We start from the raw sequence: 25,031 nt of genomic DNA on the forward strand, positions 1-25,031 counted from the left end.
CCTGAAGCCACCCTGCCCCGTCCCCTGCCCAGCGAGGTTCGTGCCTATGGCAGGTACGTTCAGGGCCACCGACCCACGCGGCAGGTGGCCCCGCTCCGGATCAGGTGCGCCCGGGACGCGGGATGTGGCTCATCAACGTCTGCGTAACTCCACCATCCTGACCATCTTGATGGTTGCTGCGGCGAGCTTGTCGATGATTTCACGCGGCGTTCCCTTGGGCGCATGCAGGTTGCTTACTGAGGCTAACGCCACAGTTCGAGAGCCAATGCAACACTGGCCCTCAGAGCAGGCTATGACATCGGGCGCGTCATGAGCAATCCAAATTTTGAGACGCCAACGATACGGTTGATCGTCATCGATAATTACTCCAGAAATTTGCAGAACTGTTCTACGTTCTTTGCATAGATGCAACGCGATTGATATCCCGTTCCAATGCAGACAGGCGCTCCATGATTCGCCGAAAATCCAGGCTCTCGCCATAGAACATCTGCGCATCCAGCATAGTCTGGTAGTCTCGTTCCAGCGCCCTCATCAACACGCCATCGGGAATCAGTCGCAAACCGCCAGCCTGACACAGGCCATAGTGGCTGAATCCACTGCGATAGAAGGTTTCCTTGATATTCAGCACGTCGGCTAGCAATTTAGTATCAGCCAAAGCCTTCTGACCCACCTCATGGTCGGCCAAACGCGCCAGGTCGTACCAATGTCGCGACAAGCGCTCGATAGCTTGATAGACCTTGGACAGAGACGTTCCGCCCTTGAACGCCATGGGCTTGCGATTCGGCAGCGCGAACAATATCCTCAGCACTTGGCACAGCCAGATGTCCTTCTCCAGAATCTCGGCGCGTCGACCCAGCAACGGTGCTACACCATGCAGCAGTTCAGCCTGCTCGACCGACGATAAATCGAAGTAGTGAGCAACAGACTCAGACACGAGCAGGCTCGCCGCGCTCGTAGCTGATGAGGGCTTGCACCATCCAGCCGGGCATCAAGGCCTTGGCCTGGCTCAAGGCTTCGAACTCGTCAGCGGGCAGCTTATTTGCGATCTGCCTGAAGGTGTTTGGTGTGACTTGGTCTCGTCCCAGATACCAAAGGGCCGACAGCGCCTGTCCTGCTGGCCGGCCAGCCAATGCGAGCTTGCGCGGAGCCACATGTTGCAGCCTGACAATCAGCTTGCCCAGCCGAATCTGGTGCGAAGAGCCCGTGGTGTGAAAAACGGCCTGTGCTGGCATCTGTGTAGACAGCCCCAAGCGCCGTGCGGCTTCTGCCCCGTGTATCTGGATCGTTGCCCCTTCGGCCTGAGCAACCGTTCGCGCCACCTGCTCTGGAGCGGGCATGGATTTGATACCGAACTGTCCAGTCTTGGGTACGACGTACAAACCATGGCCTATGCGTTCGATACTACCCGTCTTCGTCAGCCGCATCAGCGTCTGATCAATGGCGGCGCGCGACCCTAGGCCCGCAAACAAGGCGGGCGTAAAGGGCTCCCCCCTGAGATGCGAGGCGATGCGTTCACGGATGGCTCGAGAAGTACTCATGATTGCTAGTCAGAATTTTTGTTAGATATTTTAGTGAAAAATCTAACAAAATACGAATTAGTATCCGTGACGACTGCCCGATGGCAGCACAGCCCCGCGGACGATGCTGAGGCATCGGTCGACTGCGCCGTCAGAACGGGCGTTATCGCCCGCTCTGGTGCTAGATGGAATCGGATACGGTAGGCACGTTGAGGTTGCATGCCCGAGATACTATTCGGTCCAAATCAAATTACTGGCTAAATACACAGCAATCAATGCAAATCGGACCGATCCTGCCAGCATCCATAGGCCACTTCCCACTCGCTATGAATGGCCGAAGCGTGCCGGAGCGCTATCGAATAAAGCCGTACGAGCGGCAGCCAACAATCTCAACCATCAACCGCCGCCAGTATCCTGCCGAACAGGCCATCCGCGTACGCCGAATTCAGCCAGCGCACAATCACGACCATGCGGCGCTCCGGTTCTACCCAGGTGAACGAGCTGCCTGCTCCGACGCCAAAGAAGCTCGATGCCGGCACGCTGGGGAACATCTTTTGCCCATCGTTCAACCAGATCAGATAGCCGTAATACGGCGCCAATTCGCTGGGTGTGCGCATGGCGCGCAGCCATTCCTGCGAAATCACCTGCTTTCCATCCCAGGCGCGGCCGTCATTCAAGAGCATCTGACCGATCAAGGCCTGATCCTCGCTGCTGATCGACATCCCGCCGCCCCAATGCGATCCACCGGGCACCGACGGCATCAACACGCCATCGATGTTCACCCAGGCATTGTCATAGCACACCCAATTCCAGGTCTCGCTCGCTCCGATGGGACGCATCACCGCCTCGCGGAATACTTCCGGCAGCGGCTTGCGGAACAGATGCAGCAATGCGTACGACAATTGATTGATACGGACGTCGTTATATTCCCAATACGTGCCCGGCGTTTGCAACGGACGCGGGTCGCCTTTCTTGCCATTGGGCGGCGCACCAAACGTCACGGCGCGATAACGATCTGCCTGATCCGACACACCAAAACGTTCGCCTTCCCATTCGCTGGTCTGCTGCAGCAAATGACGCCAGGTGATCAGCGCGTTATTGCCCTCGTCGAATCCGATCCCCGGCACCCGGGCGCGCACCGGCTCGTCGACATCCGGCAACAGCCCGCGGTCGTGCGCCACACCCGCCACCAGCGCCAGATACATCTTGGCCACGCTGAACGTCAGGTCGGCACGGTGCGGCTCGCCCCAGGATGCCACGGTCTTGCCATCGACCACGACCAGCCCTGTCACGGGGCCACGATCATGCACCGGCCCGAGCAAGCGGTTCCAAGGCGGAGGATCCTGCTGATGCACGCCAAAGACACCATCGACCGAGCGGTCCCAAGTGGTTTCGTGGTCTTGCGCAAACTGAATCGCCTGCTGCATCAATGCGTCTTGCATGGAGCCCCCCAATTGTCGTTAACGAATAGCCAGTGACCGCGCTGCCTGATCGCTTTTGAGCGAAGCGCATACGGGCCCAAGCCCGCCAAAATGGTATACCACCAGCAAATTACCTGTTTCAAATCATACGCAACGCCTCCGCACGCCGCAACGGCCATCCGGATGCACCCTATCATCGATTACCCGTACGCCCTTGTTTTACCGTGATATTGCAGGGTAATCCCCCATAATGAGGCGTGGATTACGTGCTTTATAGTGAATGAAGGATCAAATCCATTTGGTATACAAGTGAGCAGCGACCCCCCTACGCTTTCGGATAGCGCAGTGTCCCATGCCCCGTCCGCCAGGCGTCCGCCACGGGCCCCGGGCAATGGTGGCACGCTGCCCGCCAGCGTCGCGGAACGCTTGCGCGAACGCATCATCGAGGGGGAATTTCCCCCAGGATCCCGCTTGAACGAACGCACGTTGGGCGAGTTGCTCGGCGTATCACGCACACCGTTACGAGAGGCGCTGCGGCTTCTGGCCTTTGACGGATTGGTACGCATCGAGCCTAATCGGGGCGCACAAGTCGTCGAGCTGTCGGAAACCGATGTGCGCGAGACGTTTGAGGTCATCAGCGGGATCGAGACCCTCGCCTGTCACTATGCTTGTGAACGCGCAACCGACCAGGAGATCGCCGAAATCCGCGCGCTGACTTTTGAAATGATGGCCAGCCATGCTCGCCGCGATTTGCCCACGTACTACCGCTGCAATCGCGAAATCCATGCGCGCATTCACCAGGCTGCGCACAACACGCTGCTGACGCGCTTGTACGAGACCCAAAACATCCGCATCCAGAACCTGCGGTTCGTGTGTAACGAAAACCACGAGAACTGGGACCGTTCCATGCGCCAGCATATCGACCTCGCCGAGGCGCTGGCCGCCCGCGATACCCCACGGCTGACCGAGATCATGCGCATGCACTTGCGGTGCAAATACGAGGCCGCGCTGAAGTATCTGGCACAACGTACGCCCAGCCAGGGGCCACCGAATCACCCGCAGTATTCCGCTTAACCGATTACGCTCGACAGGAGCCCATCATGGAACATCGCGTTAGATTGGCTGCACCGCTGCATTTGGATCGCCCTGAACACCGCCATCAGGCGCTGCCGCGCCTCAAGGCGCTGGCCGCGGCGCTGCTCTTTGCCGGCACCGCGCTGAGCATGTCGCCTGCGCTGGCCAACAAGCAGAACGACACGCTGCGCATGGCCTATGACCAAGCCCCGGAAAGCGTTGATCCCTATTACAACAACGTCCGTATCGGCGTCATCATCGCGGCCAACGTCTGGGACACCCTGCTCTACCGCGATCCGCTGACCAACGAATACAAGGGGCAACTGGCGAAAAGCTGGAAACAGATCGACGACAAAACACTGGAATTCGAACTGCGCGAGGGAATCAAGTTTCACAACGGCGAGGAATTCGACGCCGATTCAGTCGTCTACACGCTCAATTTCGTCGCGGATCCGAAAAACAAGGCGACGACGCAGCAAAACGTGCGCTGGATCGACAAAGTAGAAAAGATCGATAAATACAAGGTGCGCCTCACGACCAAAGAACCGTTCCCCGGCGCCAAAGAATATCTGTCGACCACCGTCGCCATCCACCCCGCGAAATACTATGCTGAAGTCGGCCCGCAAGGGATGAACGCCAAGCCCGTGGGCACCGGCCCGTACAAGGTCGTCGAATACATACCAGGCAAATCCATCACGCTGGAGGCCAACAAGGACTATTTCAAAGACTCACCCAAGGCCCAGCCCAAGATTGGCAAGGTCGTCATCCGATTCATACCGGATCGCCAGACGCAGATGGCAGAGGTGATTTCCGGCGGCGAAGATTTCATCATGCACGTGCCCAAGGACCAGGCCGAACAACTGAAATCCATGCCGCAACTGCAAGTGAAAAGCGGCAACACCATGCGGATCGCATTCATGCAAATGAACATCCGCGACGAAACGCCCGCCCCGCAACTCAAAGACGAGCGCGTGCGCAAAGCCATCTTGCACGCCATTGATCGCGAAGCCATCATCAAGAACATCGTCGGCGAGGGCTCGGAGCTGCTCAACACCATCTGCACGCCCTCGCAAGTCGGCTGCACCGACGAAGGCGCACCCGTCTACAAATATGACCCGGCACTGGCCAAAAAACTGCTGGCCGAGGCCGGGTATCCCAATGGCTTTGACATTGATATCGTCGCCTATCGCGAACGCAATCAGACCGAAGCCATCATCAACTATCTGCAAGCTGTCGGTATCCGCGCCAAACTGAATTTCCTGCAATACGCCGCGATGCGCGACATGATCCGCGCAGGCAAAGCCTCGCTGACGCATCAGACCTGGGGCTCGAACCTGGTCAACGACGTGTCGGCCTCGACGCCGGTGTACTTTGCGTTCGGCAATGACGACGTGACGCGTGACCCCAAGGTTCGCGAATTACTGGACAAAGGCGATGTGACGATCGACAGCGCTGCCCGTAATGCGGCCTATAAAGAAGCCCTCACCATGATTGCGGAACACGCCTACGCCGTGCCGCTCTGGTCGCTGCCGGTGTACTACGTCGCCAGCCAGGACGTGGAGTTCAAAGCCTATCCTGACGAGCTGGTCCGTTTCTGGGACATGAGCTGGAAATAACCCTGACAACCGCCACGGGGACGTGGCGGTGCGCGGAGCCTTTCAATGCTTGCATTCATCATCCGGCGGCTGGGTCTGGCGGTGATGGTCGCCCTGACCGTCTCCGTCCTGGCATTCATGCTGCTGCATCTGTCGGGAGACCCCGCCGTCGCGCTCGCAGGCGAAGGTGCGCGCCAGGCGGACATCGACATGGTACGTAAAGCCTACGGGCTGGATCGTCCCGTCGTCGTGCAGTACGCCGATTGGCTATGGCACATTCTGCAGGGCCAGTTCGGCACCTCGGTGTATTTCAAGACGGCTGCCGGACCGCTGATCCTGTCCAAGCTGCAAACAACCCTGATGCTGGGCCTGAGCGCGTTGGCGGTGGCCTTGCTGATTTCCATTCCGCTGGGCGTGATTGCAGCGCTCTACAAGGGTGGCATTGCCGATCGCATCTGCCTGGCCGTGGCGGTGCTGGGCCAGGCGTTGCCGAATTTCTTTTTCGCGCTGCTGCTCATCATGCTGTTTTCGATATCGCTGCGCATACTGCCGGTATCGGGCAGCGGAACCTGGCAGCACTTCGTGATGCCCGCCATCGCGCTGGGCTATTACGTCGCACCCGCGTTCATGCGGCTGATACGTGCGGGCATGATCGAAGTCCTGGCTGCCGACTACATCCGCACCGCCCGGGCCAAGGGCTTGCCCGCCGGCAAGGTCATTTTTAAACACGCCTTGCGTAACGCCATCGTGCCCGTGGTGGCGCTGGCGGCCGTGCAGCTCGGCTACCTGCTAGGTGGTTCGGTAGTGATCGAAACGGTTTTCGCTCTGGATGGCCTGGGCTATCTGGCCTATCAAAGCATCACGTTCAAGGACTATCCCGTCATGCAATTGATCGTGCTGTTGCTATCCGTACTGTATGTGCTGCTGACATTGGCAGCGGATATTGCCAACGCGTGGCTGGACCCGCGCATCCGGGTGTCGTAGACCATGACTGTACCGACCTCTCCGATTACGGCCAACGCGCCCGTACCGAACGTGACTGCACCTGCGGGCAGTCTGACCTGGCGGCGTTTGCGGCAGAACAAGGCGCTGTTGGTAGGCGGCGGCATCTTGCTGTTGATCGTCTTGATCGCGATCTTCGCGCCCTGGATAGCGCCGCATGACCCCTATTTTCAGGACCTGGCCTATCGCACCGCGCCACCTGTCTGGTATGAGAAAGGCACTTGGCTGCATCCGCTGGGCACAGACCAATTGGGCCGAGATTATTTGTCGCGCCTTTTTTACGGAGCGAGGATTTCGTTATTGATCGGAATCAGCGTTGCGCTTATCTCCGGGTTGATCGGCACTGCGTTAGGCATGGCCGCGGGATATTTTGGCGGCCGCGTGGATATGTTTGTGTCGTTTCTCGTGACGACGCGCCTGTCGATGCCTGTCATTCTGGTAGCCCTGGCCACCGTCGCCATCGTGGGCGGCTCGCTCTGGGTCGTGATTCTGGTGCTGGGTTTTTTGAAATGGGATCGCTTTGCCGTCGTGATGCGCAGCGCCACACAACAGGTACGCTCGCTCGAATACGTCGCTGCTGCCCAATCTGCTGGCGCCTCGACCTGGCGCATCGTTCGTGGCGAGGTGCTGCCGAACGTGGTGCCGCATCTGATCGTGATCGCCACGCTGGAGGCCGCCAGCGCCATTCTGCTGGAGGCGGCCCTGTCATTCCTGGGACTGGGCGTGCAACCGCCGCTGCCCTCATGGGGCCTGATGATTTCCGAGGCCAAGGCCTATATGTTCTTTTCGTTCTGGCTGATCGCCATACCCGGCAGTGCGCTGGCGCTGCTGATTTTCGCCATCAACCTGGCAGGCGACGGCCTGCACCAGTGGCTCACGCCAGAGGACAAGGCCTGACGCAATGACCGACTCCGATATCGTATTAGACGTACAGAACCTGCGCGTGGACATCGATACGCCACGCGGCCAGCTGCATGCAGTGCGCGACATTTCATTCCAGGTGCGGCGTGGCGAGACGTTGTGCCTGGTGGGCGAATCAGGCTGCGGTAAATCCATGACCTCGCTGGCCGTCATGGGCCTGTTGCCCAGGGCCGCGAAACGCAGCACGTCGCGCCTGGCGGTCCTGGGAGAAGACCTGTCTCGCGCCAGCCGCCGGCGCGTCAATGCCTTGCGCGGCAACAAGATGGCCATGATTTTCCAGGAGCCCATGACCGCCTTGAATCCGGCCTATACCATCGGCGACCAACTCACCGAACACTATCGCCACCATCGGCACGCCAGCGCGGACCAGGCGCGAGACCGTGCTGTCGAGTTGTTGGAAAAGGTCGGCATCGCCTCGGCCGCGCAACGGTTGGGACAGTATCCGCACCAGTTGTCTGGGGGCTTGCGTCAGCGCGTCATGATCGCCATGGCATTGATGTGCGGGCCTGAACTCTTGATCGCCGACGAGCCCAGCACGGCGCTGGACGTGACCATCCAGGCGCAGATCCTGCGTCTACTCGCCGATTTGCAGGCGGAACTGGGCATCGCCATGGTGCTCATCACGCATGATCTCGGTGTGGTGGCCCGCATCGCGCGCCAGGTGGCCGTGATGTACGCGGGCCAGATCGTCGAGCAAGGCCCCGTATCCGAGCTGTTTCAGGCACCGCGCCATCCGTATACCGAGGGACTATTGGCCTGTATTCCGGTGCCGGGACGCACCCCGCCCGGCACGCCGTTGGGCACGATTCCCGGCGTCGTGCCGGCCTTGGTCGGTGATCTGCACGGCTGTGCGTTTCATGATCGATGCCGCTATGCGCAGCCCGTTTGCCAGCAGACCGTTCCCGTTCACGAAGCCCCAGGCCGGCAGTGGCGCTGCATTCGCACGGAGGCGCACGCATGAGCCCACTGATCCAAGCGCAAAACGTCAGCCGCAGCTTTACCGTAAAAAGCGGCATGTTCCAACCCCGCCGCACGCTGCATGCGGTCAATGGCGTGGATTTACAGGTAGAGCGCGGCGGCGTGCTGGGCATCGTCGGCGAATCTGGTTGCGGCAAATCCACCCTGGCGCGGCTGATGCTCGGTCTCATTCCGACAACCAGCGGCAGCGTCAGCATCGAAGGGCGGGACATACGCAGCATGTCGCGGCGCGATCTCGCACGGCGCGTTCAACCCGTGTTTCAAGACCCCTATTCGTCGCTGAACCCGCGCCGCAGCATCGCGTCCATCGTGTCGCTGCCACTGGAGGTGCACGGCATCGCCAACCCGCGTCAACACAAAGCCATCGAGATGCTGGAACGCGTAGGCCTGCCCGCCCGGCTGGCTAACAATACGCCCGGGCAGCTTTCTGGCGGCCAACGCCAGCGCGTAGCGATTGCGCGCGCCCTAGTGATGAATCCTGAAATCGTCATCTGTGACGAGCCGACCTCGGCGTTGGACGTGTCGGTACAGGCACAGATCATGAACCTGCTGATGACGCTGCGTCAGGAATTCAACCTGACCTATGTGTTCATCAGCCATAACCTGGCCGTCGTCGAACACATTGCCACGCACGTCGCCGTCATGTATCTGGGCCGCGTGGTCGAATCCGCCCCTGCCGCCGAGCTGTTTCATGAACCGCGCCATCCTTATACGCAAGCCCTGCTCGCCTCGGTGCTCACGCCCGAACCGGGGCTGGGCATACCGGATATGGGGCTCGGACTGTCTTTCCCCGATCCGATCAATCCGCCCGCCGGCTGTCCGTTTCATCCGCGCTGCAAGCATGCGATGCCACAGTGCAAGCAGCAACGGCCCGCGCTGCAAACACAAGGTCAGTCGGTCGTTGCTTGTCACCTTTATCCGTCGTATTCGCGACAAGAAACTGCCGCTGCTTGAGGACTCAATGCGCGGCGCTGCAACCTCTTTCAAGGAAAATCATCGTGAGCCGTGAACAAGCCATCGCCAACGCTGAACAGTGTTTTGATTCAGGCGCCTTTCGTGCCGTTCTGAGCCGTCGTGTGAGCATTCCCACGGAGAGCCAGAACCCTGATCGCGCCGAGGCATTGGCAAGCTATCTCTCCACCGAGATGCAACCCGCCTTTGAGGCAATGGGCTTTCGCTGCGAGACCTTGACTCATGCCAAGGCCCGCGCCCCATTTTTATATGCGGAGCGTATCGAAGACCCTGCCTTGCCCACCGTATTGGGCTACGGCCACGGTGATGTGATCCGCGGGCTCGAGCCCGAATGGCACGACGGCCTTTCGCCCTGGGCATTGACCGAGCGAGACGGGCGCTGGTATGGACGAGGCATCGCCGACAACAAGGGCCAGCACAGCATCAACATGGAGGCGCTGCGTCTCGTACTGGAAACGCGAGGCAAGCTGGGCTTTAACGTCAAATACCTGATAGAGATGGGCGAGGAAACCGGGTCTCCGGGGCTGCGCGAGCTATGCGAGCAGCACAAGGATCGTTTCAACGCCGATCTGCTCATCGCATCGGATGGTCCACGCCTGAGTCCGCAGCGCCCCACCGTATTTCTCGGCGCGCGCGGCAGCCTGAATATCGATCTGAGCATCGAGGCACGCGCAGGCGGCCATCACTCAGGCAACTGGGGTGGATTGATATCGAACCCGGGGATCCAGCTTGCACACGCCATTGCCAGCATTTCATCTCCCACGGGGCAGATTCGTATCCCCGAATGGGTGCCTGCGGAATTGCCGGCCTCCGTACGGCGCGCGCTGGCGGATTGCGAGGTTGACGGCGGATCGGATGGCCCTGTCATCGAGCCTGAATGGGGAGAGCCCGGCCTCTCGCCCGCCGAACGCGTATTCGGCTGGTGCTCGTTCGAAGTCCTGGCATACAAGACCGGCAATCCGGAAACCCCCGTCAACGCGATCCCGCCACGCGCCTGGGCGCGATGCCAATTACGTTTCGTCGTCGGTGTCGATCCCGATAATTTATTGCCTGCTTTACGCCGCCATTTGGATCGCCAGGGCTTTCCGATGGTGAAGATACAAACCACGCGCGAAACCATGTTCAAGGCGACACGCATCGACCCAGAGGATCCCTGGGTCCACTGGGCCGTGTCTTCGCTCGAAAAAACCAGCGGCAAAAAAACCGCCATCCTGCCGAACTTGGGCGGGTCGCTGCCTAACGATATTTTTACCGACGTGCTCGGCTTGAAGACGGTGTGGGTCCCGCATTCGTATCCGGGATGCTCGCAGCATGCACCCAACGAGCATTTGCCGCCGGAGTTGTTACGCGAAGCATTGACGTTGATGACGGGACTGTATTGGGACCTGGGCTCAGGCAATACGCCGAAATGACATTTCCCGGATAGCGCTGCTATCCGGGAAAGCCGGCCGATTAACGCGAGAGCATGAACGCTCTGCTCTCCACGTTTACCGGCCCTCAATCCCAACAACGCTCACATCACGTCGGCTTCTTGCTCTCAGAGACCTCTGGTGCCTGGCCGGCATCGACCACTTTAGACGCCGCAGCATCCCCAGCGACCTCGTCGTCCGCCTCAGTCGTACGCTCCAACTCATTACCCAACACGTCTTCCGACGCCTCGCCCTGCTCCTTGGATAACTGGCGGCGCGTGTGCCCTGCTGCGCGCGCATTGTGCGTATTCACAGCCCGCTCGGTCTGCATGAATACATTGGCCGGCGGGGCGTAGCCATTCTTGTCCTGGCCAAAGTACAGCACGGTGTGCGGGTACGGCAGCTCGATACCGGCGGCATTGAAGTGTTTCTTGACCAGGCGGTTGTAGCCGCGCTGCACCGCCCACTGCATGCCCGGCGTGGTCTTGATCAGCACGCGGATGGTCGCGCCCTTTTCGTTCAGCGCCGTCACACCCGGGATACTGACGTCTTCCAGCACCTCGGGGGCCAGCAGCTCGTCCTGCATCAGTTCATCAAACGCCTGGCGCAGATGCTGTATCGCGTCGTCCACGCTTTCCCGATGCGAAATCGTGTATTCGCCCAAGTGATACGAGAAATCGCGCATATGGTTGGACACCACATCCACGGACGAAAACGGAATCAAATGGTAGCCGCCGTCCAGTGTACGAATGCCCACCGAGCGGATCGTGATCTTTTCCACCGTTCCGAAAATCCCCGCGACCTGAACCACGTCGTTCTGGTTCATGCCGTTTTCAAGCTGGATAAAAATCCCCGTGATGATGTCTTGTACGAGCTTTTGCGAGCCAAAGCCGATCGCCAGACCGACCACCCCTGCACCCGCAATCAACGGACCAATATCGACGCCGATCTGCGAGAGCACCACCATCACCGTCATGGTGATAATCACAATCAGCGTGGCATTGCGAAACAACGACAACAAGGTGCGCTCGCGCGCGGTGGGCAGGCTGCGGCCCTCATGCGTGCTGAGCCGGTGTTCGATGATGCTGGCGATCAGGGTCCAGACGACGGCCGCGACCAGCAACACAATAGCCACATGGACGACAACGCCAATGGCCTTCGCTCCCGCAGCCGACGAAATCCACCTGGACAAGTCAAATACTCTCCAGGCGTCCAACACAAACAAGGCCACCACAATGCGTACCAACACACCAACGCCACGCAACCCCGCAGGCACATAGGCGTTCACGCGCGCTTCCAGCATGGGCAGCTTGCGCCGCACATCTTCGGGCAGACGGATGCGCTGCGCCAGCATGGTAGCCAGCAACATGATCACCAGCGACCCCACCACCAGCGCCACGACAGACTGCACCGTCGCGTGCATCATGAATGGCAAGGCCTCTTGCGTGTCAACCTGGCTGACCACCAGCAACACCGTGAAATACCCGATCGCCAGGAAATGCCAGCTGCGCGCCAAGAGGCGCAGCGCCGTACCAAATGAACGGATCGATGCGCGTTCGGCACGCTGCTTCAGATGGTCGCGCAACAAGGCGCGGTTACGCCAAATGATACGTACCGCATAGATATAGGCCATCACCATGATGACCAGGCCCAGCAGTTCGCCCAATGCGGGCGACAACAGAGACTGCGCCAATGGCTCGACCAGCAGCAGACCGTAGCCCACGACCGCGGCGATATGTCCCAAGCGGACATTCCAATACTGGGCCGTCTCGTCAGCCATCGTGAAAAGGCGCAGTGTGGGATAGCGCGTTGCGAATATCCCGCGGATCACTGCTCGCGTGATGCCGACCGCCACAAAAGCATTCACGAACAATGATTGTGCCGTGGTCACGGATCCGTAAGGCTTCTCTGCATACATTGCCGTGGCATAGCCTGCCATCCCGGCCAGCAACACAATAGCCAGATCGATAAGTAAAGCACCGACAATCGCCCCTGTCCGCCGGGCAAACATTGCCCTGGCTGCCGATCTCAGCGGCCCTGTGGCCGACAAGAACGGATGCGCGGCCCATTTGTCTATCCGGGCGTAGGCAAAGGCCGCAATCGCTCGCAATACGCCAAACACGATCAACGTTGCCGCCGCGACAATGGCAAGCCTCACCAGCGTCGAGATCAACCGCTCACGCCGCTCCGGGGCCATCCCCTGGTTTTGCACCACCGCCGTCAATTCATCTACGGCCGTCTGTGCATTCGTGCCCATCGTCGCCAGGAAATCCTGCGCGCCAGTCGCAATACGCGTCGGCAGCGAAGGCGGCGCCGCAGCTGGATCCGTGCCAGACGCAGGCTGCGACGGCGCTGCCGCCTGCGCCCTCAGCTGTTCGATCAGCTTATCGCGCGTGGCAGGATCATCGAGCAAGTCCGCCAATTTGGCAGGCGTCAACGCCTCAGCCGGCGCCGCTTCGGCGGCGGGCTTGTCGGCAGCGGACGACAAGCCGGGAATTGCAACGGCTGCCTGCGCCCCTTGACTGAGGAACAGCGCACATAACACCGCCATGACGCAGCATATTTGCACTACCCATGGTATGGCCCACCGCGCGCGCGACAGCGCCGGATTGACATTCATACCGAGGGAATGGGCGGTGCGGGTCTGCAAAGCCACGTGACGGCCTCCTTGACGAGACGGTGTGCAGCCACTCAAGCGCAGGCCGCGACAACGCAACGCCCCATTTCAGGGGCGCCGCCATCATGATATAGGCCATCCAGGCGGTCCGACAACCGCCGCGGTCAAGGTCCGTGGGGACCGCGATAGTAAATCGTCGCTGAAATCCGCCGCGCCTTAATCGAACGTGCCGCCCTATTTTCCTTCTGCCTTACAGTTTCGCCACCGACACTTCGGTAGCCTTGACGAACGCCAGCACTTCGGTACCGACCTGCAGATCCAGTTCCTTGACCGAACGTGTCGTGATCACCGACGTGACGATACCCGAGGGGGTATCGACGTCAACCTCGGACAGCACCGGACCGAGAATGATTTCCTTGATACGGCCGCGAAATTGATTACGGGCGTTGATGGATTGAATGCTCATGAGACTGCTCCTGTATAAAAATATCCGGCTCTAGACTGCCAACCGCAAATGGCCAATGGAAATGACTTGAGCCAGCGGACGGGTATCTACCGGGGTGGGATCTTTTTTGTTCAATACTGCGTCGAGCACACGTGCCTCCAGCGCGGCAAATGCAGGACTCGTGCGTAGCCGGGGCCGCGGCAACGCCACACGCTGGTCGAGGATCACATTGCCCTCATCAATCACGATGACCCGGTCAGCCAAGGCGATCGCTTCGTTCACATCGTGCGTCACCAGTACAGCCGTAAAACCATCGCGCAGCCAGAGATCCTCGATCAACTGCTGCATTTCCAGACGCGTCAACGCGTCCAATGCACCGAGTGGCTCGTCCAATAACAACAGGCCCGGCCGATGCAGCAGTGCCCGCGCAAGCGCCACACGTTGCTTTTGGCCTCCGGACAAGGCGGCTGGCCATTCGCCACCCCGTTCGCCCAACCCGACTTGTCTCAGCACAGACGCCGCCTCGCCACGTTGACGGATGGGCGTACCGATGGCGACGTTGTCCAGAATCGATTTCCACGGCAACAGCCGAGGATCTTGGAACATCATCCGCACGCGGTCATCGGCCCCGTCTTGCACCTCGCCGTCAAAGCGAATCGCAGTGCTGCCGCCTCGCTGCCCTGTGGCGGGCGTAGCGGTCTCCAGACCGGCCAGCAACCGCAGCAGCGTGCTTTTGCCGCAACCGCTGCGTCCCACGATGGCGGCGAACTCGCCCGGCGCGAATTCGATATTCAGCCCCTTCAGGACGTGACGCTCGCCGTAATACTTGTTCAGCCCGCGCAGCGTGACATGCACGGGTGGCTGGGCCGCTGGCGGCTCAGTGTCATAAGTCTCGCGCACGAACGGCTGCACCGCGAACTCATTCAATTCCCAGTCATACGGACTCAAGTGCATGCTCGGCTCCGAAAAATACGTGTGATCTCAGGTCGGCCGATAAGCCGGGTTCCAACGCAACAATCGCGTTTCCAGGCCCCGCGCACACCAGTCCGCCACCTTGCCCAACAGCGCATACAGCAAGATACCCAGCAGCACGACGTCAGTCTGCAGGAACTCTCGCGCATTCATCGTCATATAGCCGATCCCCGACTGCGCAGAGATTGTTTCCGTCACGATCAGGATTACCCACACCAGCCCCAAAGCGAAACGCAGTCCTACCAGGATGGACGGTAAAGCCCCCGGCAGTATTACGTCGCGATACAGTGCCCATCCGGACAGCCCATAAGAACGTCCCATCTCGATCAACGCCGGATCCACCGAACGGATGCCATGAAAGGTATTCAGGTACACGGGAAAGAACACGCCCAGTGACAGCAGGGAGAGCTTCGCCGCCTCATCGATACCGAACCACAGAATCACCAGTGGAATCAAGGCCAGCACCGGTATATTGCGGATCATCTGCAGCGTTGTATCCAGCAAGGTCTCGGCTACACGCGAGGCGCCGTTCAACAGTCCCAAGGCCAATCCCAGTCCGCCCCCGAGCAACAACCCCCACAGCGCGCGCAGCGCGCTGATGCGCAGGTGTTCCCACAACTCGCCCGAGACGGCCAATTCCCATCCTGCTTTAGCCACCGACCATGGCGCGGGCAATACCCGTGAGGACAGCCACCCCAATTGTGCAGACCCCTGCCACACAATCAGAATCAACAGTGGCACCAGCCATGGCAGCGCACGGCGACGCCATGCTGACGAGGACAGGAACGACGACGAACTCATGCAGGCACCGTCTGTTTGTTGCCGCGCCCCGGCACAATCTCTGTCGCCATCACTTCGCCAAACGGCCCGCTCAGCAGCCCGCGTGAGGGTTGTGCCACTGCCTTACTTGGCAACAGGGGAAACACCAGCTCCGCAAACCGATACGATTCCTCCAGGTGGGGATAGCCGGACAGGATAAAGGTCTCGATGCCCAGTTCGGCATATTCGCGCATGCGGGCGGCTACCGTTTCCGGACTGCCTACCAATGCGGTTCCCGCACCGCCGCGCACCAGTCCCACGCCTGCCCAGAGATTGGGCGAGATTTCAAGATGCGAGCGGCCGCCTTTTTCGTCGTGCAATTGCCCGCCATGCAGTGCCGCCATGCGGCGCTGCCCTTCGGAATCCATGCGTTGAAACGCGGCCTGCGCGGCAGCTACCGTGTCCTGGTCCAAATGCTGGATCAAGGCATCTGCAGCGGCCCACGCCTCTTCATCCGTTTCACGCACGATCACATGCAGACGAATGCCGAACTTCAGCGTGCGGCCATGCCGGGCAGCGCGACGGCGCATGTCTTCGATCTTGGCAGCCACCGCCTGGGGCGGCTCTCCCCAGGTCAGATAGACATCGAGCTGCTCGGCCGCCAACTCGTGTGCGGCCTCTGACGAGCCGCCGAAATACAGCGGCGGATATGGCTGTTGCACAGGCGGGTAAATGACTTTGCCGCCCTTTGAGACCAAATGATCGCCAGTGTAGTCATACGCCTGACCGTGATGACTGGCCTCAAGAATGCCGCGCCAAATTTTCAGAAAATCCGACGTCACGGCATAACGCTCGTCATGACTGACGAACACACCATCGCCCTCCAGTTCCGAGGGGTCGCCGCCAGTAACCACATTGACCAACAGACGGCCACCCGACATGCGATCAAAAGTTGTCGCCATGCGTGCGGCAAACTGCGGTGAACTGACACCAGGCCGTATCGCCACCAGGAATTTCAGCCGGCGCGTTGCATCGATCAAGCTCGACGCCACCACCCATGCATCTTCGCAAGACCTGCCTGTCGGCAACAAGACCCCGTCATAGCCCAGCGTATCGGCCGCTACGGCGATCTGGCGGAAATAGTCATGACTCGCCGCGCGTGCGCCTTGCGTAGTGCCCAAGTAACGAGAATCGCCATGGGTAGGGATAAACCAGAAAACGTTCATCAGCAAATGGCCTTCATAGATCTATGAGTTAACGTAGCTCGGCTGGCGCGGCCTGCTGCACGTCCAGCTTGCGAGGAATCAGCTTCAGCGCGTAGAACGCGTCGGCGATCTGCTGTTGATGCTGCAAAACCTCGCGCGTCACTGGCGTTACACCGTAGGCCAGGCGTTGCGCCGCGAGCTCTACCACCGGCCGTTCCAGGCCCAATACCGGCTGCAAGAGATCGACTGATTCCTTGGGGTGATCCTTGGCCCACAAATCGCCTTTGCGGATTTCCTCCAGCACGGTTTTAACCACGTCGGGATGCTTATCCAAGTAATCGCGGGACGCGAGAAAGAATTGATAGTTGTTGACTACGCCAGTTCCATCGGCCAATACACGTGCGCCCAACTGTTTCTCCGCTGCGGCCTGGAATGGATCCCAGATGACCCAGGCATCGACCGCACCGCGCTCGAACGCGGCCCGGGCATCGGCCGGCGTCAGGTACGTGACGTTGACGTCCTGGTATGGCACTCCGGCTTTTTCCAATTGCTTGACGAGCAGATAGTGCACATTGGAACCCTTGTTCAAGGCGACTTTCTTGCCTTTGAGATCAGCCACCGATCGGATCGGCGAGTCCTTCTGCACGAGAATGGCCTCGCTCGTCGGAGCCGCCGGCTCGTTGCCGACGTAGATCAACGGTGCTTGCGCCGCCTGCGCAAAAATCGGAGGCGCCTCGCCCACAGTGCCAAAATCAATGGAGCCGACATTCAGGCCCTCGAGCAATTGCGGCCCTGCGGGAAACTCCACCCATTTCACGGCTATGCCCTGTTCACCCAGCTTTTTATCGAGCGAGCCCAGCGCCTTCAGAATGGTCAGGGTGCCATATTTCTGAAAACCAATACGCAAGGTCTTTGCATCCTGCGCCGATGCCGTCGCGCAGGCCAGCATGGCGGCGCTCAATGCCATCACACTCGCGACGGCAAGCCGGGAGAAACGAAACCAACTCAGGAAAGGCAAATGCATCCTGCGCATGGAGATGCTCCTATGTATCAGTCGTTGTGCAGATCGTTATTGCGTGAGGCATTCGGGCGCTGGCTGCATCACAAGCCCCCGCCCTCTCTCAAACACTGAACCTGGCGTTCAATGCCAGATAACCGAGGTCATAACCCTGCGATAACGGCGCCGTCGATACGTGCTTGGCCAAGCGATCGACTGCGGTATCCAGCCGTTCGCGCACGTCATCATCGATCGCGACGTATCCCTGTTGCACCGTCACCTGCCGGTCTGTCGCATAAACGCCAGCCAGAATATGGCGTGCACCCAAGGCCGACAGCACGGGTTTCAAGCTGTATTCCAACGCCAGCAGATGCGCGGTGCTGCCTCCGGTGGCTATCGGCAGCACGATTTTGTCTGCCAGCGCCTTTTCATCCAGCAGATCCAGGATCGCTTTCAGTCCGCCGGCAAACGAGGCCTTATAGACCGGTGTGGAGATCAATAATGCTTGCGCGGCATTGACGCGTTTGCGCAAAGCACTGGCGGCCGATCCGCTGTAGTTGCCCTCGATCAAATCAACGGCAGGCAGATCGCGCAGCCCTAGCTCATCGCTGGCCAAACCGCGCGCTGCCAATCGCTCTGCGGCGTAACGTAACAAGGCCGATGAACGCGAGTTCTGTGAGGGACTGCCGGCCAACGTCAGAATCGTCATGATGGGGACTACCGCTCCGTCTGTATATAACCAGGAATGCGGTCATTCTGGCCTCGTCATGTCAATCTGGAAAATACTTAGTCGATATGTCGTTATGCGTTGTCCATACAGGCTGCCCGCCCCGATCCGGGCCGAGCACAAGGCGCAAAGGTATACTTGAACGTCATTTTTCCCGGCCCGATTGCTCTCACGAATTCCCGCTGTGTCATTGCGTATTCCTCCTCTGAACCCGCTACGGGTTTTCGAAGTCGTTGCCCGGTTGCAAAACCTCACCCTGGCGGCGCAAGAGCTGCACGTCTCGCAATCGGCGGTCAGCCGGCAACTGGCGACGCTGGAGAGTTATCTCGGTGTAGAACTGTTCCGCCGCGAGCATCGAGGCGTGACGCTCACGCGGGCCGGGGCAGCCTACGCCAAGCGTGTCGCACCCGCCTTCGCGGAAATCGCCGCCGCCACGGATGGCCTGCTGCAAAACATGTCGCATCGGGTGCTACGGGTCAGGACGTACACGACATTTACGGCAAAGTGGCTGATCCCGCGGTTAGAGGATTTTCACGCCCGCCATCCCAACATCGAAGTGATCGTGAGCAACGGCGTATCCGAGGTGGACTTCGATCGTGACGCCGCGGACGTGGCGATCCAGTTCGGCCTCGGAGGCTGGCCCAGGGTCAAGGAAGACGTTCTCTTTACCGATGAAATAGAGCCGGTATGCTCGCCCGAGTACTTGGAAAAGAATATGTCCCGGCATGGAAAGCTGGAAGACTTGGTCAAGGGACGCCTTCTGGTCTCCAAATACCGCAAGACCGACTGGACCGACTGGCTGCAAGCCAACGGGCTGTCTGCAGCGGCCGCGAACTCAGAGCGGATGGGGTTCAGCACATCGATCCTGACCTGGCAGGCTGCGCTGGATGGTTTGGGCATCGCGATAGGCCAAAGTGCCTTGTTGCAGACAGAATTCAACAAAGGGCTGCTGGTGCGACCTTTTCGCCGGCCGCTGCAGCGCTCGATGTCGTATTACCTGCTACGCCCGCAGGAACAACGCTTCTCGCGCCGCGTGTCCGTGTTTCGCGATTGGCTGCTCGAGACCGCTGCACGCGAGCGCGAAGCCTTGGCCAACGGCCCGAAAGACCCCCCAAGCCTAGGATAAACGTCCGCTCACCGCCGCTGGCGGCGTGAACCAGCGTATCAACAGTGCGTTGATGTCATCGGCCTGTTCAAACTGCACCCAATGGCCCGAGTCGGCGATGACGTGCCACTCTCTCGATGGATGCCCCTGCGCCAGCATGTGGCCGACGTCGGCGGGTACCGCGGTGACATCGTCCTCACCCCAGGCCATGAGTATCGGTTTGTCGAAATCCGCCAGCACATCCTGCAACGACGATCTGCGCGAAATGGACTTGCTGCGAAAGCGGGTCTTTTCGCAAGAGCGTGCGTGAATCTGCAGCGCCAGGGCGCTCACGGCATGCCGGGACGACAGCATGAACGCTTGCAGGTTTTGCGCATACGCCTCCTCCCGCTCCTTTCCCGTAACGGCCCTCCAGTCTGCCAAGGGGCCCCTGTCTCGACGAGGCCCACCGTGGCCAGCGCTACCCAATAGAGCCAGGCGCTGCAAGCCCGGCAGACGAGGCGCCAACGCGCCCGCGATGGCGCCTCCAAATGAAAACCCCGTCAGGTACAGGGGCGCCGTCCCGACCAATCGGGCCATGCCTTGCTTCAAGGTGTCCAACAGGCGTTCGACCCTATCCGGGTCGTACGGCGGCATCTCAAAATCCTCGGAATCGCCAAAGCCCGGCATGTCCGGGATCAGCACGCGGAAATGCCGCGCCAAGACGTCGATGTTCTTGGCCCAATGCATCCACGAGCCGTGTCCGCCATGAATCAGGACCAAGGCAGGCCCCCTGCCCCATTCCCGCCACACCATTCGACACCCCTGCACATCGAACGCATGACGGATGGCGCTGGCGTCCAGACGATCCAACGCAGCGTCGGCCGCTGCGATATCAGCTGAAGAAAATTCCTGCATTACCGATCTTGTTGACCTCGGTTCATCGTTTGTCTAGGCAACTCGCCCCTTTCGGGATCGAAAAAGGCGCGCACAGTAACGCTGCGCGCCGGGCAACGGCCTCCATCACGCGCGCATAATCAACGCATCCACGGCCATCACGCCTTTGCCTTCGGGCATCACCATCAGCGGATTGACCTCCGCCTCGCGCACAGGCAGATCGGGCGTGACCGCGAGTTTGGACAGGTTCGAAATCGCGACGGCCAACGCGTCCAAATCCCCCTTTTCCTTGCCGCGCAGGCCAGAGACCGTTTTCAACATCTTGACCTCTTCGATCATTTCCTTGGCCGTTTGCACGGAGACCGGGGCCAGACGAATGCTGCGATCGCGCATGACCTCTGCCCAGATACCGCCAGCGGCCAGCATGATGATGGGGCCGGCATCCACGTCCACGCGATAACCGACGAGCACTTCGGTCAGTCCCTTGCGCATCGGCTGCACCAGCACGTCCCGGCAGTCGACGCCGGGAGCCTTCTCGCGCAGATTCTGCTGCAAGGTGGCAAAGGCGCTCGCCAGTTCCTCGGCATTCTTGATGCCCAGCACCACGCCGCCCACTTCGGTTTTATGCGGGATGTGCGCGGAGCAGACCTTGGCTACGACAGGATAATCAAATGGCAAACGGTCGGGCGGGTTGCCCAAAGGATAAGTCGCTGCCGGCGCATGCGGCACATTCAGTTTATCCAGCAACTCATAGGCATCGGCCTCGCTGATCGCCGAGGCGGGCTGCTCGTGATCGAGTTTGACCGTCGCGAACGGTCCTGGCGAACGGCGTGCAAGCACCGAAGCAATGGCATCGGCGCAGGCCTCGGGCGAGCGAAAACACGGAATCCGGGCCGTCGTGAGCTGCGCCAATGCGTTGGGCGCATCGGGCACCAGCATGGCGAGCAAAGGTTTCTCATGGTCCGCGCTATCGATGATAGGCTTGACGGCCAGGTCGGGCTGAAAACGCGCCGACGACCCCACGACGGCGACCACCATGTCAAACTCCGGCGCCTCCAGCATGATGTCCAAGGCCTTTTTCATGACCTCGTATTTGGTCCCGGCCAAGGTGAGATCCACGACTCGCCCCGCGCTGCCGGGCATGCCGGCAGCCTGCAGCTGCGCGACCGTCGCTGCGGACGCAGGCTCTACGATCACGTTGCGCACACCGAGCTGATCGACCACCATGGCGGCGCCGCCGCCGGTTGTCGTCACTACCCCGACGCGCTTGGCCTGCTTGCCCACCAAAGGTAATTTCCGGGCCAAGGGAAACACCTCGAACAGCGTCTCCAGCATTTCCACGCGAACCACGCCCAGGTCCTTCAGGAAGGCATCCGCGATATCGTCTTCGCCGGCCAGAGCGCCGGTATGCGTCGCCGCCATTTCCGCCGCAGCGCTCGACCGGCCGAGCTTGTACGCGACCACGGGCTTGCCGCGTTTTGCCGCCTCGCGAGTAAACGCCTGGATGGCATGGCCATGACGCAAGCTTTCCAGAAACAGCACATACCCCTGGATGGCGGGATCGTCCAACGTCGCCATGCAGATTTCACCGACGCTGAGATCGACCTCGCTGCCTACCGATACCAAGCCCGCAAAGCCCACGCCACGCGCCTTTCCGCGAGACACCAGAGCGCCGATCATGCTGCCGCTATGCGATGCCACAAAGACATTGCCACGCGGCACGTCGGGTTCGGCAAACGCTGCGTTCGCCGTCAGGACCAGGCCGTTACCGGGATTGACGACACCCAGGCTGCTGGGCCCCAGAATGCGCAAGCCGCTCTTTTGGCTGATCTCGCGCAGCGCGGCCTCACGCTCGACACCGTCGGGCCCCGACTCTGAAAATCCAGCCGCCAGGATAGTAACGAGCTTGACGCCCAGGTCCGCGCACTCCTGCACGGCCGGTACTACCGTATCGGTGGGAGACAAAATAAAGACATGCTCGGGCACCTCTGGCAGCGCAGCCAGGCTAGGCCACGCTTTTTCCCCCTGCACCTCGGCACGCTTTGGATTGATCGGATAGATATTGCCTTGAAAGCCGGATCGGCGCAGAAACTGCAGCGGACGCCCGCCCGTCTTTTTGACGTCGTCGGAAGCACCAACGAGTGCAATGCTCTTGGGATACAGCAATGCCTGACAGACGGAGGATGCAGGGGTATTGATCGATGACATAGCCTTTACTTGTCCAGCTTTACGTTTTTGAATTGTTCGTTCCAGTATGCGTCCTCGGCGATCAATTCGGCCTTGAACTCCTCAGGGCTATTGCCAATCAGCATCGCACCTTGCGGCCCCAAGACGTCAGAGAACGCCTTGGTCTTTACCGCTTTTTCGAGGACGGCGGCAAGCTTGTTCACGATGGGTTTGGGTGTCCCGGCAGGCGCCAATAGTGCATTCCAAGAATCAGATTTCATTTCAGGAATACCGAGTTCGGCGAAGGTCGGCACATCAGGCAATTCCGGCAGACGCTTCGGGCCGGCGATTGCCAACGGATGCACAGTGCCAGCCACCAGTGCCGGCATTGCGCCCGTGGCCGTCATGAACGCGACGTCGATGTTCCCCGCGATCAAGTCGTTCATGGCGCCAGCGCCGCCACCGTATGGAATATGGGCCATCTCGATCCCGGTCAATGCCTGCAATTTCAGCATCGCCATGTGCTGCGTGCCACCGGCGCCCGTCGAACCGTAGTTGAGCTTGCCTGGCTCTTGCTTTGCCAGTGCTTCGAACGCTTTGTAGTCCTTGACCGACAGCTTGTTGGTCGCGGCCAGCACACCCGGCGCGGAGGATATCTTTGAAATGGGTTCGAAACTCTCGACGGGATCGAATTTTTGCATCGGGTAGGTGAACTTGTTCATGACCAGGGGTGAGGCCGCGAACAGTAATGTATAACCATCCGGCTTGGCCGAGGCTACCGACTCCGATGCAATATTGCTCGTGGCGCCGGGTCTGTTCTCTACGACAAAAGCGCCCTTGAGTTCATCCTGCAAGGCCTTTGCCACCAAGCGAGCCACCACGTCGGTCGGGCCGCCAGGTTGGAATCCAACCACGATTTTCACCGCTCGATTGGGATAGACATCGTCTTCGGCACGTACGGTGCCAGCCCAGCTCATCATGCCTACAGTCGCCAAGGTGGCGCAAATCAAACTACGCATACTGTCTCCTTCCACTCTTTTGATGTTCAGGCTTTGGGCTTGGGCGGACGCTGGGAGAACGATTTCCCGAACACGCCTTCCGCGATGCGGTTTTTGAGCATCTCGATAGAGCCCCCTGCGATCATCCAGCCGCGAATGCGGCGTACGCAGTACTCGACCAAGGCCTCCTGGCTAAAGCCCATCCCGCCCATGACCTGCAATGCCTCGTTGGCCGCGAACCAGCCCGCTTCGTTGCAGGCCAGTTTGGCCATGGCAGTGCTTTGTGCAGACGGCAACCCGTGCTCGCCCTCCAAGGCCGCGCGATACAAGAGCAATTGCGCCTGTTCCAAACGCATCCACATGTCCGCGAATTTCCATTGCAATCCCTGGAATTCACACAGTTCGCGGCCAAACTGTTTGCGTGTGAGCGCGTGCTCGCGCGCGATATTGAACGCGTGACGGCCTAGCGCCAGAGATCGAGAAGCGTTACCCAAGCGTTCCACGTTGAAACCCGAGATCTGTTTCTTGAACCCGCCAGGCCCCAGGAGCACGTTCCTGGCCGGGATACGCGCGTCCTCAAAGTACAGCTGCGACCACTGTTCACCGTTCATGAACGAGGCCGGTTTACCCACCGTAAAACCCGGCGTGCCACGTTCGACCAGCACCGAGCCAATGCCATCGAGGCCGGGGCCAAAGCGCACATAGACCAGGAACAATTCGGCTTCCGGACTGTGCGTAGAGAAAATCTTGCTGCCGTTGATCAGGTAATCGTCGCCATCCTGACGCGCGGAAGTCTTCAACTCCGTCACGGCCGAGCCCGCGTCCGGCTCGGTCATTCCCAGCGAAATCAGTTTGCGCCCCCCTAACAGGTCGGGAAGAAACCGTTCTTTCTGCTCGGGGGTGGCGTATTCAACAAAGGTCCGGATGGGGCCGAAATTGCCGGCCTGTACGATGTCGGCGCTCTTGGGGCAGACCAGCGCGACCTCCTGGATCGCCAATACCGCATGCATCAGCGAGCCGCCCTGGCCACCATCCTCCTCCGGGAACGCGATGCCCAGCAACCCCTGCTCTGCCAACATCTGAGCGGTTTCCCACGGGTATTCCGGCGAATGCGCGCGCTCCAGCGCGCCTGCGGCCAGGCGATCCTGGGCAAAACGCCGTACCGAGTCGGCAAAAGCCCGATGTTCCTCGTTTAATTCAAAATCCATCTCTTACTCCTGCGGTGGATGTGTCGATGGATGAATCATCGCCGGCCTGGCCCGTCGAGAAAACTTC

At 60.1% G+C, this 25,031-nt stretch carries 22 protein-coding genes; 8 read left to right on the forward strand and 14 right to left on the reverse strand.

Annotated features, from left to right (window positions below):
- Window positions 1-388: 388 nt before the first annotated feature.
- The 3 genes from ACNA0I_RS06470 to ACNA0I_RS06480 all read right to left on the reverse strand — a co-directional run bounded on the left by ACNA0I_RS06470 (window position 389) and on the right by ACNA0I_RS06480 (window position 2,959).
- On the reverse strand, window positions 389-934 hold the full coding sequence (locus tag ACNA0I_RS06470) for a nucleotidyl transferase AbiEii/AbiGii toxin family protein (protein WP_415805240.1): 546 nt from the start codon (window positions 932-934) through the stop codon (window positions 389-391).
- Window positions 927-1,538: a DUF6088 family protein gene (locus tag ACNA0I_RS06475; RefSeq protein WP_415805241.1), complete on the reverse strand. Its 612-nt coding sequence runs from the start codon at window positions 1,536-1,538 to the stop codon at window positions 927-929. The genes ACNA0I_RS06470 and ACNA0I_RS06475 overlap by 8 nt, the downstream gene beginning before the upstream one ends.
- 368 nt (window positions 1,539-1,906) lie before the next feature.
- Window positions 1,907-2,959 carry a serine hydrolase domain-containing protein gene (locus ACNA0I_RS06480; protein WP_415805242.1) on the reverse strand — a complete coding sequence of 351 codons (1,053 nt, stop codon included), beginning with the start codon at window positions 2,957-2,959 and terminating at the stop codon, window positions 1,907-1,909.
- A 324-nt stretch (window positions 2,960-3,283) separates the two neighbouring features.
- On the opposite strand from ACNA0I_RS06480, the gene ACNA0I_RS06485 reads away from it, so the two are divergent.
- Genes ACNA0I_RS06485 through ACNA0I_RS06515 form a run of 7 tightly spaced genes read left to right on the forward strand, consistent with a single transcriptional unit; the run spans window position 3,284 to window position 10,892 of the window.
- A complete protein-coding gene (locus ACNA0I_RS06485; RefSeq protein WP_415805243.1) occupies window positions 3,284-4,012 on the forward strand; it encodes a GntR family transcriptional regulator in 729 nt (242 codons plus the stop codon).
- A gap of 26 nt (window positions 4,013-4,038) precedes the next feature.
- Window positions 4,039-5,628 (forward strand): ABC transporter substrate-binding protein, encoded by a 1,590-nt coding sequence (locus ACNA0I_RS06490; protein ID WP_415805244.1) that lies wholly within the window; start codon window positions 4,039-4,041, stop codon window positions 5,626-5,628.
- 45 nt (window positions 5,629-5,673) lie between these two features.
- Window positions 5,674-6,591, forward strand: coding sequence for an ABC transporter permease (locus ACNA0I_RS06495; protein ID WP_415805245.1), 918 nt, complete (start codon window positions 5,674-5,676; stop codon window positions 6,589-6,591).
- Window positions 6,592-6,594: 3 nt separating this feature from the next.
- Entirely contained in the window at window positions 6,595-7,506 is a 912-nt protein-coding gene (locus ACNA0I_RS06500) for an ABC transporter permease (RefSeq protein WP_415805246.1), read from the forward strand.
- Window positions 7,507-7,510: 4 nt separating this feature from the next.
- Window positions 7,511-8,491, forward strand: coding sequence for an ABC transporter ATP-binding protein (locus tag ACNA0I_RS06505; RefSeq protein WP_415805247.1), 981 nt, complete (start codon window positions 7,511-7,513; stop codon window positions 8,489-8,491).
- Entirely contained in the window at window positions 8,488-9,462 is a 975-nt protein-coding gene (locus ACNA0I_RS06510) for an ABC transporter ATP-binding protein (RefSeq protein ID WP_415805248.1), read from the forward strand. Before ACNA0I_RS06505 ends, ACNA0I_RS06510 begins: the two co-directional genes overlap by 4 nt.
- Before the next feature lie 44 nt (window positions 9,463-9,506).
- Window positions 9,507-10,892, forward strand: coding sequence for a M20 family metallopeptidase (locus ACNA0I_RS06515; protein WP_415805249.1), 1,386 nt, complete (start codon window positions 9,507-9,509; stop codon window positions 10,890-10,892).
- Window positions 10,893-10,998: 106 nt separating this feature from the next.
- On the opposite strand, the gene ACNA0I_RS06520 is transcribed toward ACNA0I_RS06515, so the two are convergent.
- The 7 genes from ACNA0I_RS06520 to ssuE all read right to left on the reverse strand — a co-directional run bounded on the left by ACNA0I_RS06520 (window position 10,999) and on the right by ssuE (window position 18,593).
- Window positions 10,999-13,440: a mechanosensitive ion channel domain-containing protein gene (locus tag ACNA0I_RS06520; protein ID WP_460478248.1), complete on the reverse strand. Its 2,442-nt coding sequence runs from the start codon at window positions 13,438-13,440 to the stop codon at window positions 10,999-11,001.
- 316 nt (window positions 13,441-13,756) lie between these two features.
- Entirely contained in the window at window positions 13,757-13,972 is a 216-nt protein-coding gene (locus tag ACNA0I_RS06525) for a TOBE domain-containing protein (protein ID WP_094821002.1), read from the reverse strand.
- 30 nt (window positions 13,973-14,002) lie between these two features.
- Entirely contained in the window at window positions 14,003-14,905 is a 903-nt protein-coding gene (locus ACNA0I_RS06530; protein ID WP_415805251.1) for an ATP-binding cassette domain-containing protein, read from the reverse strand.
- A gap of 27 nt (window positions 14,906-14,932) precedes the next feature.
- Window positions 14,933-15,724, reverse strand: a complete 792-nt coding sequence (ssuC, locus tag ACNA0I_RS06535) for an aliphatic sulfonate ABC transporter permease SsuC (protein WP_415805252.1) — start codon at window positions 15,722-15,724, stop codon at window positions 14,933-14,935.
- Window positions 15,721-16,908 carry an FMNH2-dependent alkanesulfonate monooxygenase gene (gene ssuD, locus ACNA0I_RS06540; RefSeq protein ID WP_415805253.1) on the reverse strand — a complete coding sequence of 396 codons (1,188 nt, stop codon included), beginning with the start codon at window positions 16,906-16,908 and terminating at the stop codon, window positions 15,721-15,723. Before ssuD ends, ssuC begins: the two co-directional genes overlap by 4 nt.
- A 28-nt stretch (window positions 16,909-16,936) precedes the next feature.
- Window positions 16,937-17,854, reverse strand: coding sequence for a sulfonate ABC transporter substrate-binding protein (locus ACNA0I_RS06545; RefSeq protein ID WP_415805284.1), 918 nt, complete (start codon window positions 17,852-17,854; stop codon window positions 16,937-16,939).
- A gap of 154 nt (window positions 17,855-18,008) precedes the next feature.
- On the reverse strand, window positions 18,009-18,593 hold the full coding sequence (ssuE, locus tag ACNA0I_RS06550; protein WP_415805254.1) for an NADPH-dependent FMN reductase: 585 nt from the start codon (window positions 18,591-18,593) through the stop codon (window positions 18,009-18,011).
- 202 nt (window positions 18,594-18,795) lie between these two features.
- Between ssuE and gcvA the strand changes: the two genes are divergently transcribed.
- The gene (gene gcvA, locus ACNA0I_RS06555) at window positions 18,796-19,737 is read left to right on the forward strand and encodes a transcriptional regulator GcvA (protein ID WP_415805255.1); all 942 of its coding nucleotides are present in this window, start codon (window positions 18,796-18,798) and stop codon (window positions 19,735-19,737) included.
- Here the strand turns inward: gcvA and ACNA0I_RS06560 are convergent.
- From ACNA0I_RS06560 to ACNA0I_RS06575, 4 genes are all read right to left on the reverse strand, one after another.
- On the reverse strand, window positions 19,729-20,613 hold the full coding sequence (locus ACNA0I_RS06560; protein WP_415805256.1) for an alpha/beta fold hydrolase: 885 nt from the start codon (window positions 20,611-20,613) through the stop codon (window positions 19,729-19,731). The genes gcvA and ACNA0I_RS06560 overlap by 9 nt on opposite strands.
- A 105-nt stretch (window positions 20,614-20,718) precedes the next feature.
- Window positions 20,719-22,800 (reverse strand): acetate--CoA ligase family protein, encoded by a 2,082-nt coding sequence (locus ACNA0I_RS06565; protein WP_415805257.1) that lies wholly within the window; start codon window positions 22,798-22,800, stop codon window positions 20,719-20,721.
- A 5-nt stretch (window positions 22,801-22,805) separates the two neighbouring features.
- Window positions 22,806-23,777, reverse strand: coding sequence for a Bug family tripartite tricarboxylate transporter substrate binding protein (locus tag ACNA0I_RS06570; protein ID WP_415805258.1), 972 nt, complete (start codon window positions 23,775-23,777; stop codon window positions 22,806-22,808).
- Between the two features lie 26 nt (window positions 23,778-23,803).
- Window positions 23,804-24,964, reverse strand: coding sequence for an acyl-CoA dehydrogenase family protein (locus ACNA0I_RS06575; protein WP_415805259.1), 1,161 nt, complete (start codon window positions 24,962-24,964; stop codon window positions 23,804-23,806).
- Window positions 24,965-25,031: the final 67 nt, after the last annotated feature.

It is taken from the genome of Bordetella muralis, assembly GCF_965139205.1.
GTDB lineage: Bacteria > Pseudomonadota > Gammaproteobacteria > Burkholderiales > Burkholderiaceae_B > Bordetella_A > Bordetella_A muralis.

Bases quoted from the DNA above. Each gene is read 5' to 3' on its own strand.
- ACNA0I_RS06475 (WP_415805241.1), bottom strand. From the start codon at position 1,538: ATGAGTACTTCTCGAGCCATCCGTGAACGCATCGCCTCGCATCTCAGG.
- ACNA0I_RS06480 (WP_415805242.1), bottom strand. From the start codon at position 2,959: ATGCAAGACGCATTGATGCAGCAGGCGATTCAGTTTGCGCAAGACCAC.
- ACNA0I_RS06490 (WP_415805244.1), top strand. From the start codon at position 4,039: ATGGAACATCGCGTTAGATTGGCTGCACCGCTGCATTTGGATCGCCCT.
- ACNA0I_RS06495 (WP_415805245.1), top strand. From the start codon at position 5,674: ATGCTTGCATTCATCATCCGGCGGCTGGGTCTGGCGGTGATGGTCGCC.
- ACNA0I_RS06500 (WP_415805246.1), top strand. From the start codon at position 6,595: ATGACTGTACCGACCTCTCCGATTACGGCCAACGCGCCCGTACCGAAC.
- ACNA0I_RS06505 (WP_415805247.1), top strand. From the start codon at position 7,511: ATGACCGACTCCGATATCGTATTAGACGTACAGAACCTGCGCGTGGAC.
- ACNA0I_RS06510 (WP_415805248.1), top strand. From the start codon at position 8,488: ATGAGCCCACTGATCCAAGCGCAAAACGTCAGCCGCAGCTTTACCGTA.
- ACNA0I_RS06520 (WP_460478248.1), bottom strand. From the start codon at position 13,440: ATGGCGGTGTTATGTGCGCTGTTCCTCAGTCAAGGGGCGCAGGCAGCC.
- ACNA0I_RS06525 (WP_094821002.1), bottom strand. From the start codon at position 13,972: ATGAGCATTCAATCCATCAACGCCCGTAATCAATTTCGCGGCCGTATC.
- ACNA0I_RS06530 (WP_415805251.1), bottom strand. From the start codon at position 14,905: ATGCACTTGAGTCCGTATGACTGGGAATTGAATGAGTTCGCGGTGCAG.
- ssuC (WP_415805252.1), bottom strand. From the start codon at position 15,724: ATGAGTTCGTCGTCGTTCCTGTCCTCGTCAGCATGGCGTCGCCGTGCG.
- ssuD (WP_415805253.1), bottom strand. From the start codon at position 16,908: ATGAACGTTTTCTGGTTTATCCCTACCCATGGCGATTCTCGTTACTTG.
- ACNA0I_RS06545 (WP_415805284.1), bottom strand. From the start codon at position 17,854: ATGGCATTGAGCGCCGCCATGCTGGCCTGCGCGACGGCATCGGCGCAG.
- ssuE (WP_415805254.1), bottom strand. From the start codon at position 18,593: ATGACGATTCTGACGTTGGCCGGCAGTCCCTCACAGAACTCGCGTTCA.
- ACNA0I_RS06560 (WP_415805256.1), bottom strand. From the start codon at position 20,613: ATGCAGGAATTTTCTTCAGCTGATATCGCAGCGGCCGACGCTGCGTTG.
- ACNA0I_RS06565 (WP_415805257.1), bottom strand. From the start codon at position 22,800: ATGTCATCGATCAATACCCCTGCATCCTCCGTCTGTCAGGCATTGCTG.
- ACNA0I_RS06570 (WP_415805258.1), bottom strand. From the start codon at position 23,777: ATGCGTAGTTTGATTTGCGCCACCTTGGCGACTGTAGGCATGATGAGC.
- ACNA0I_RS06575 (WP_415805259.1), bottom strand. From the start codon at position 24,964: ATGGATTTTGAATTAAACGAGGAACATCGGGCTTTTGCCGACTCGGTA.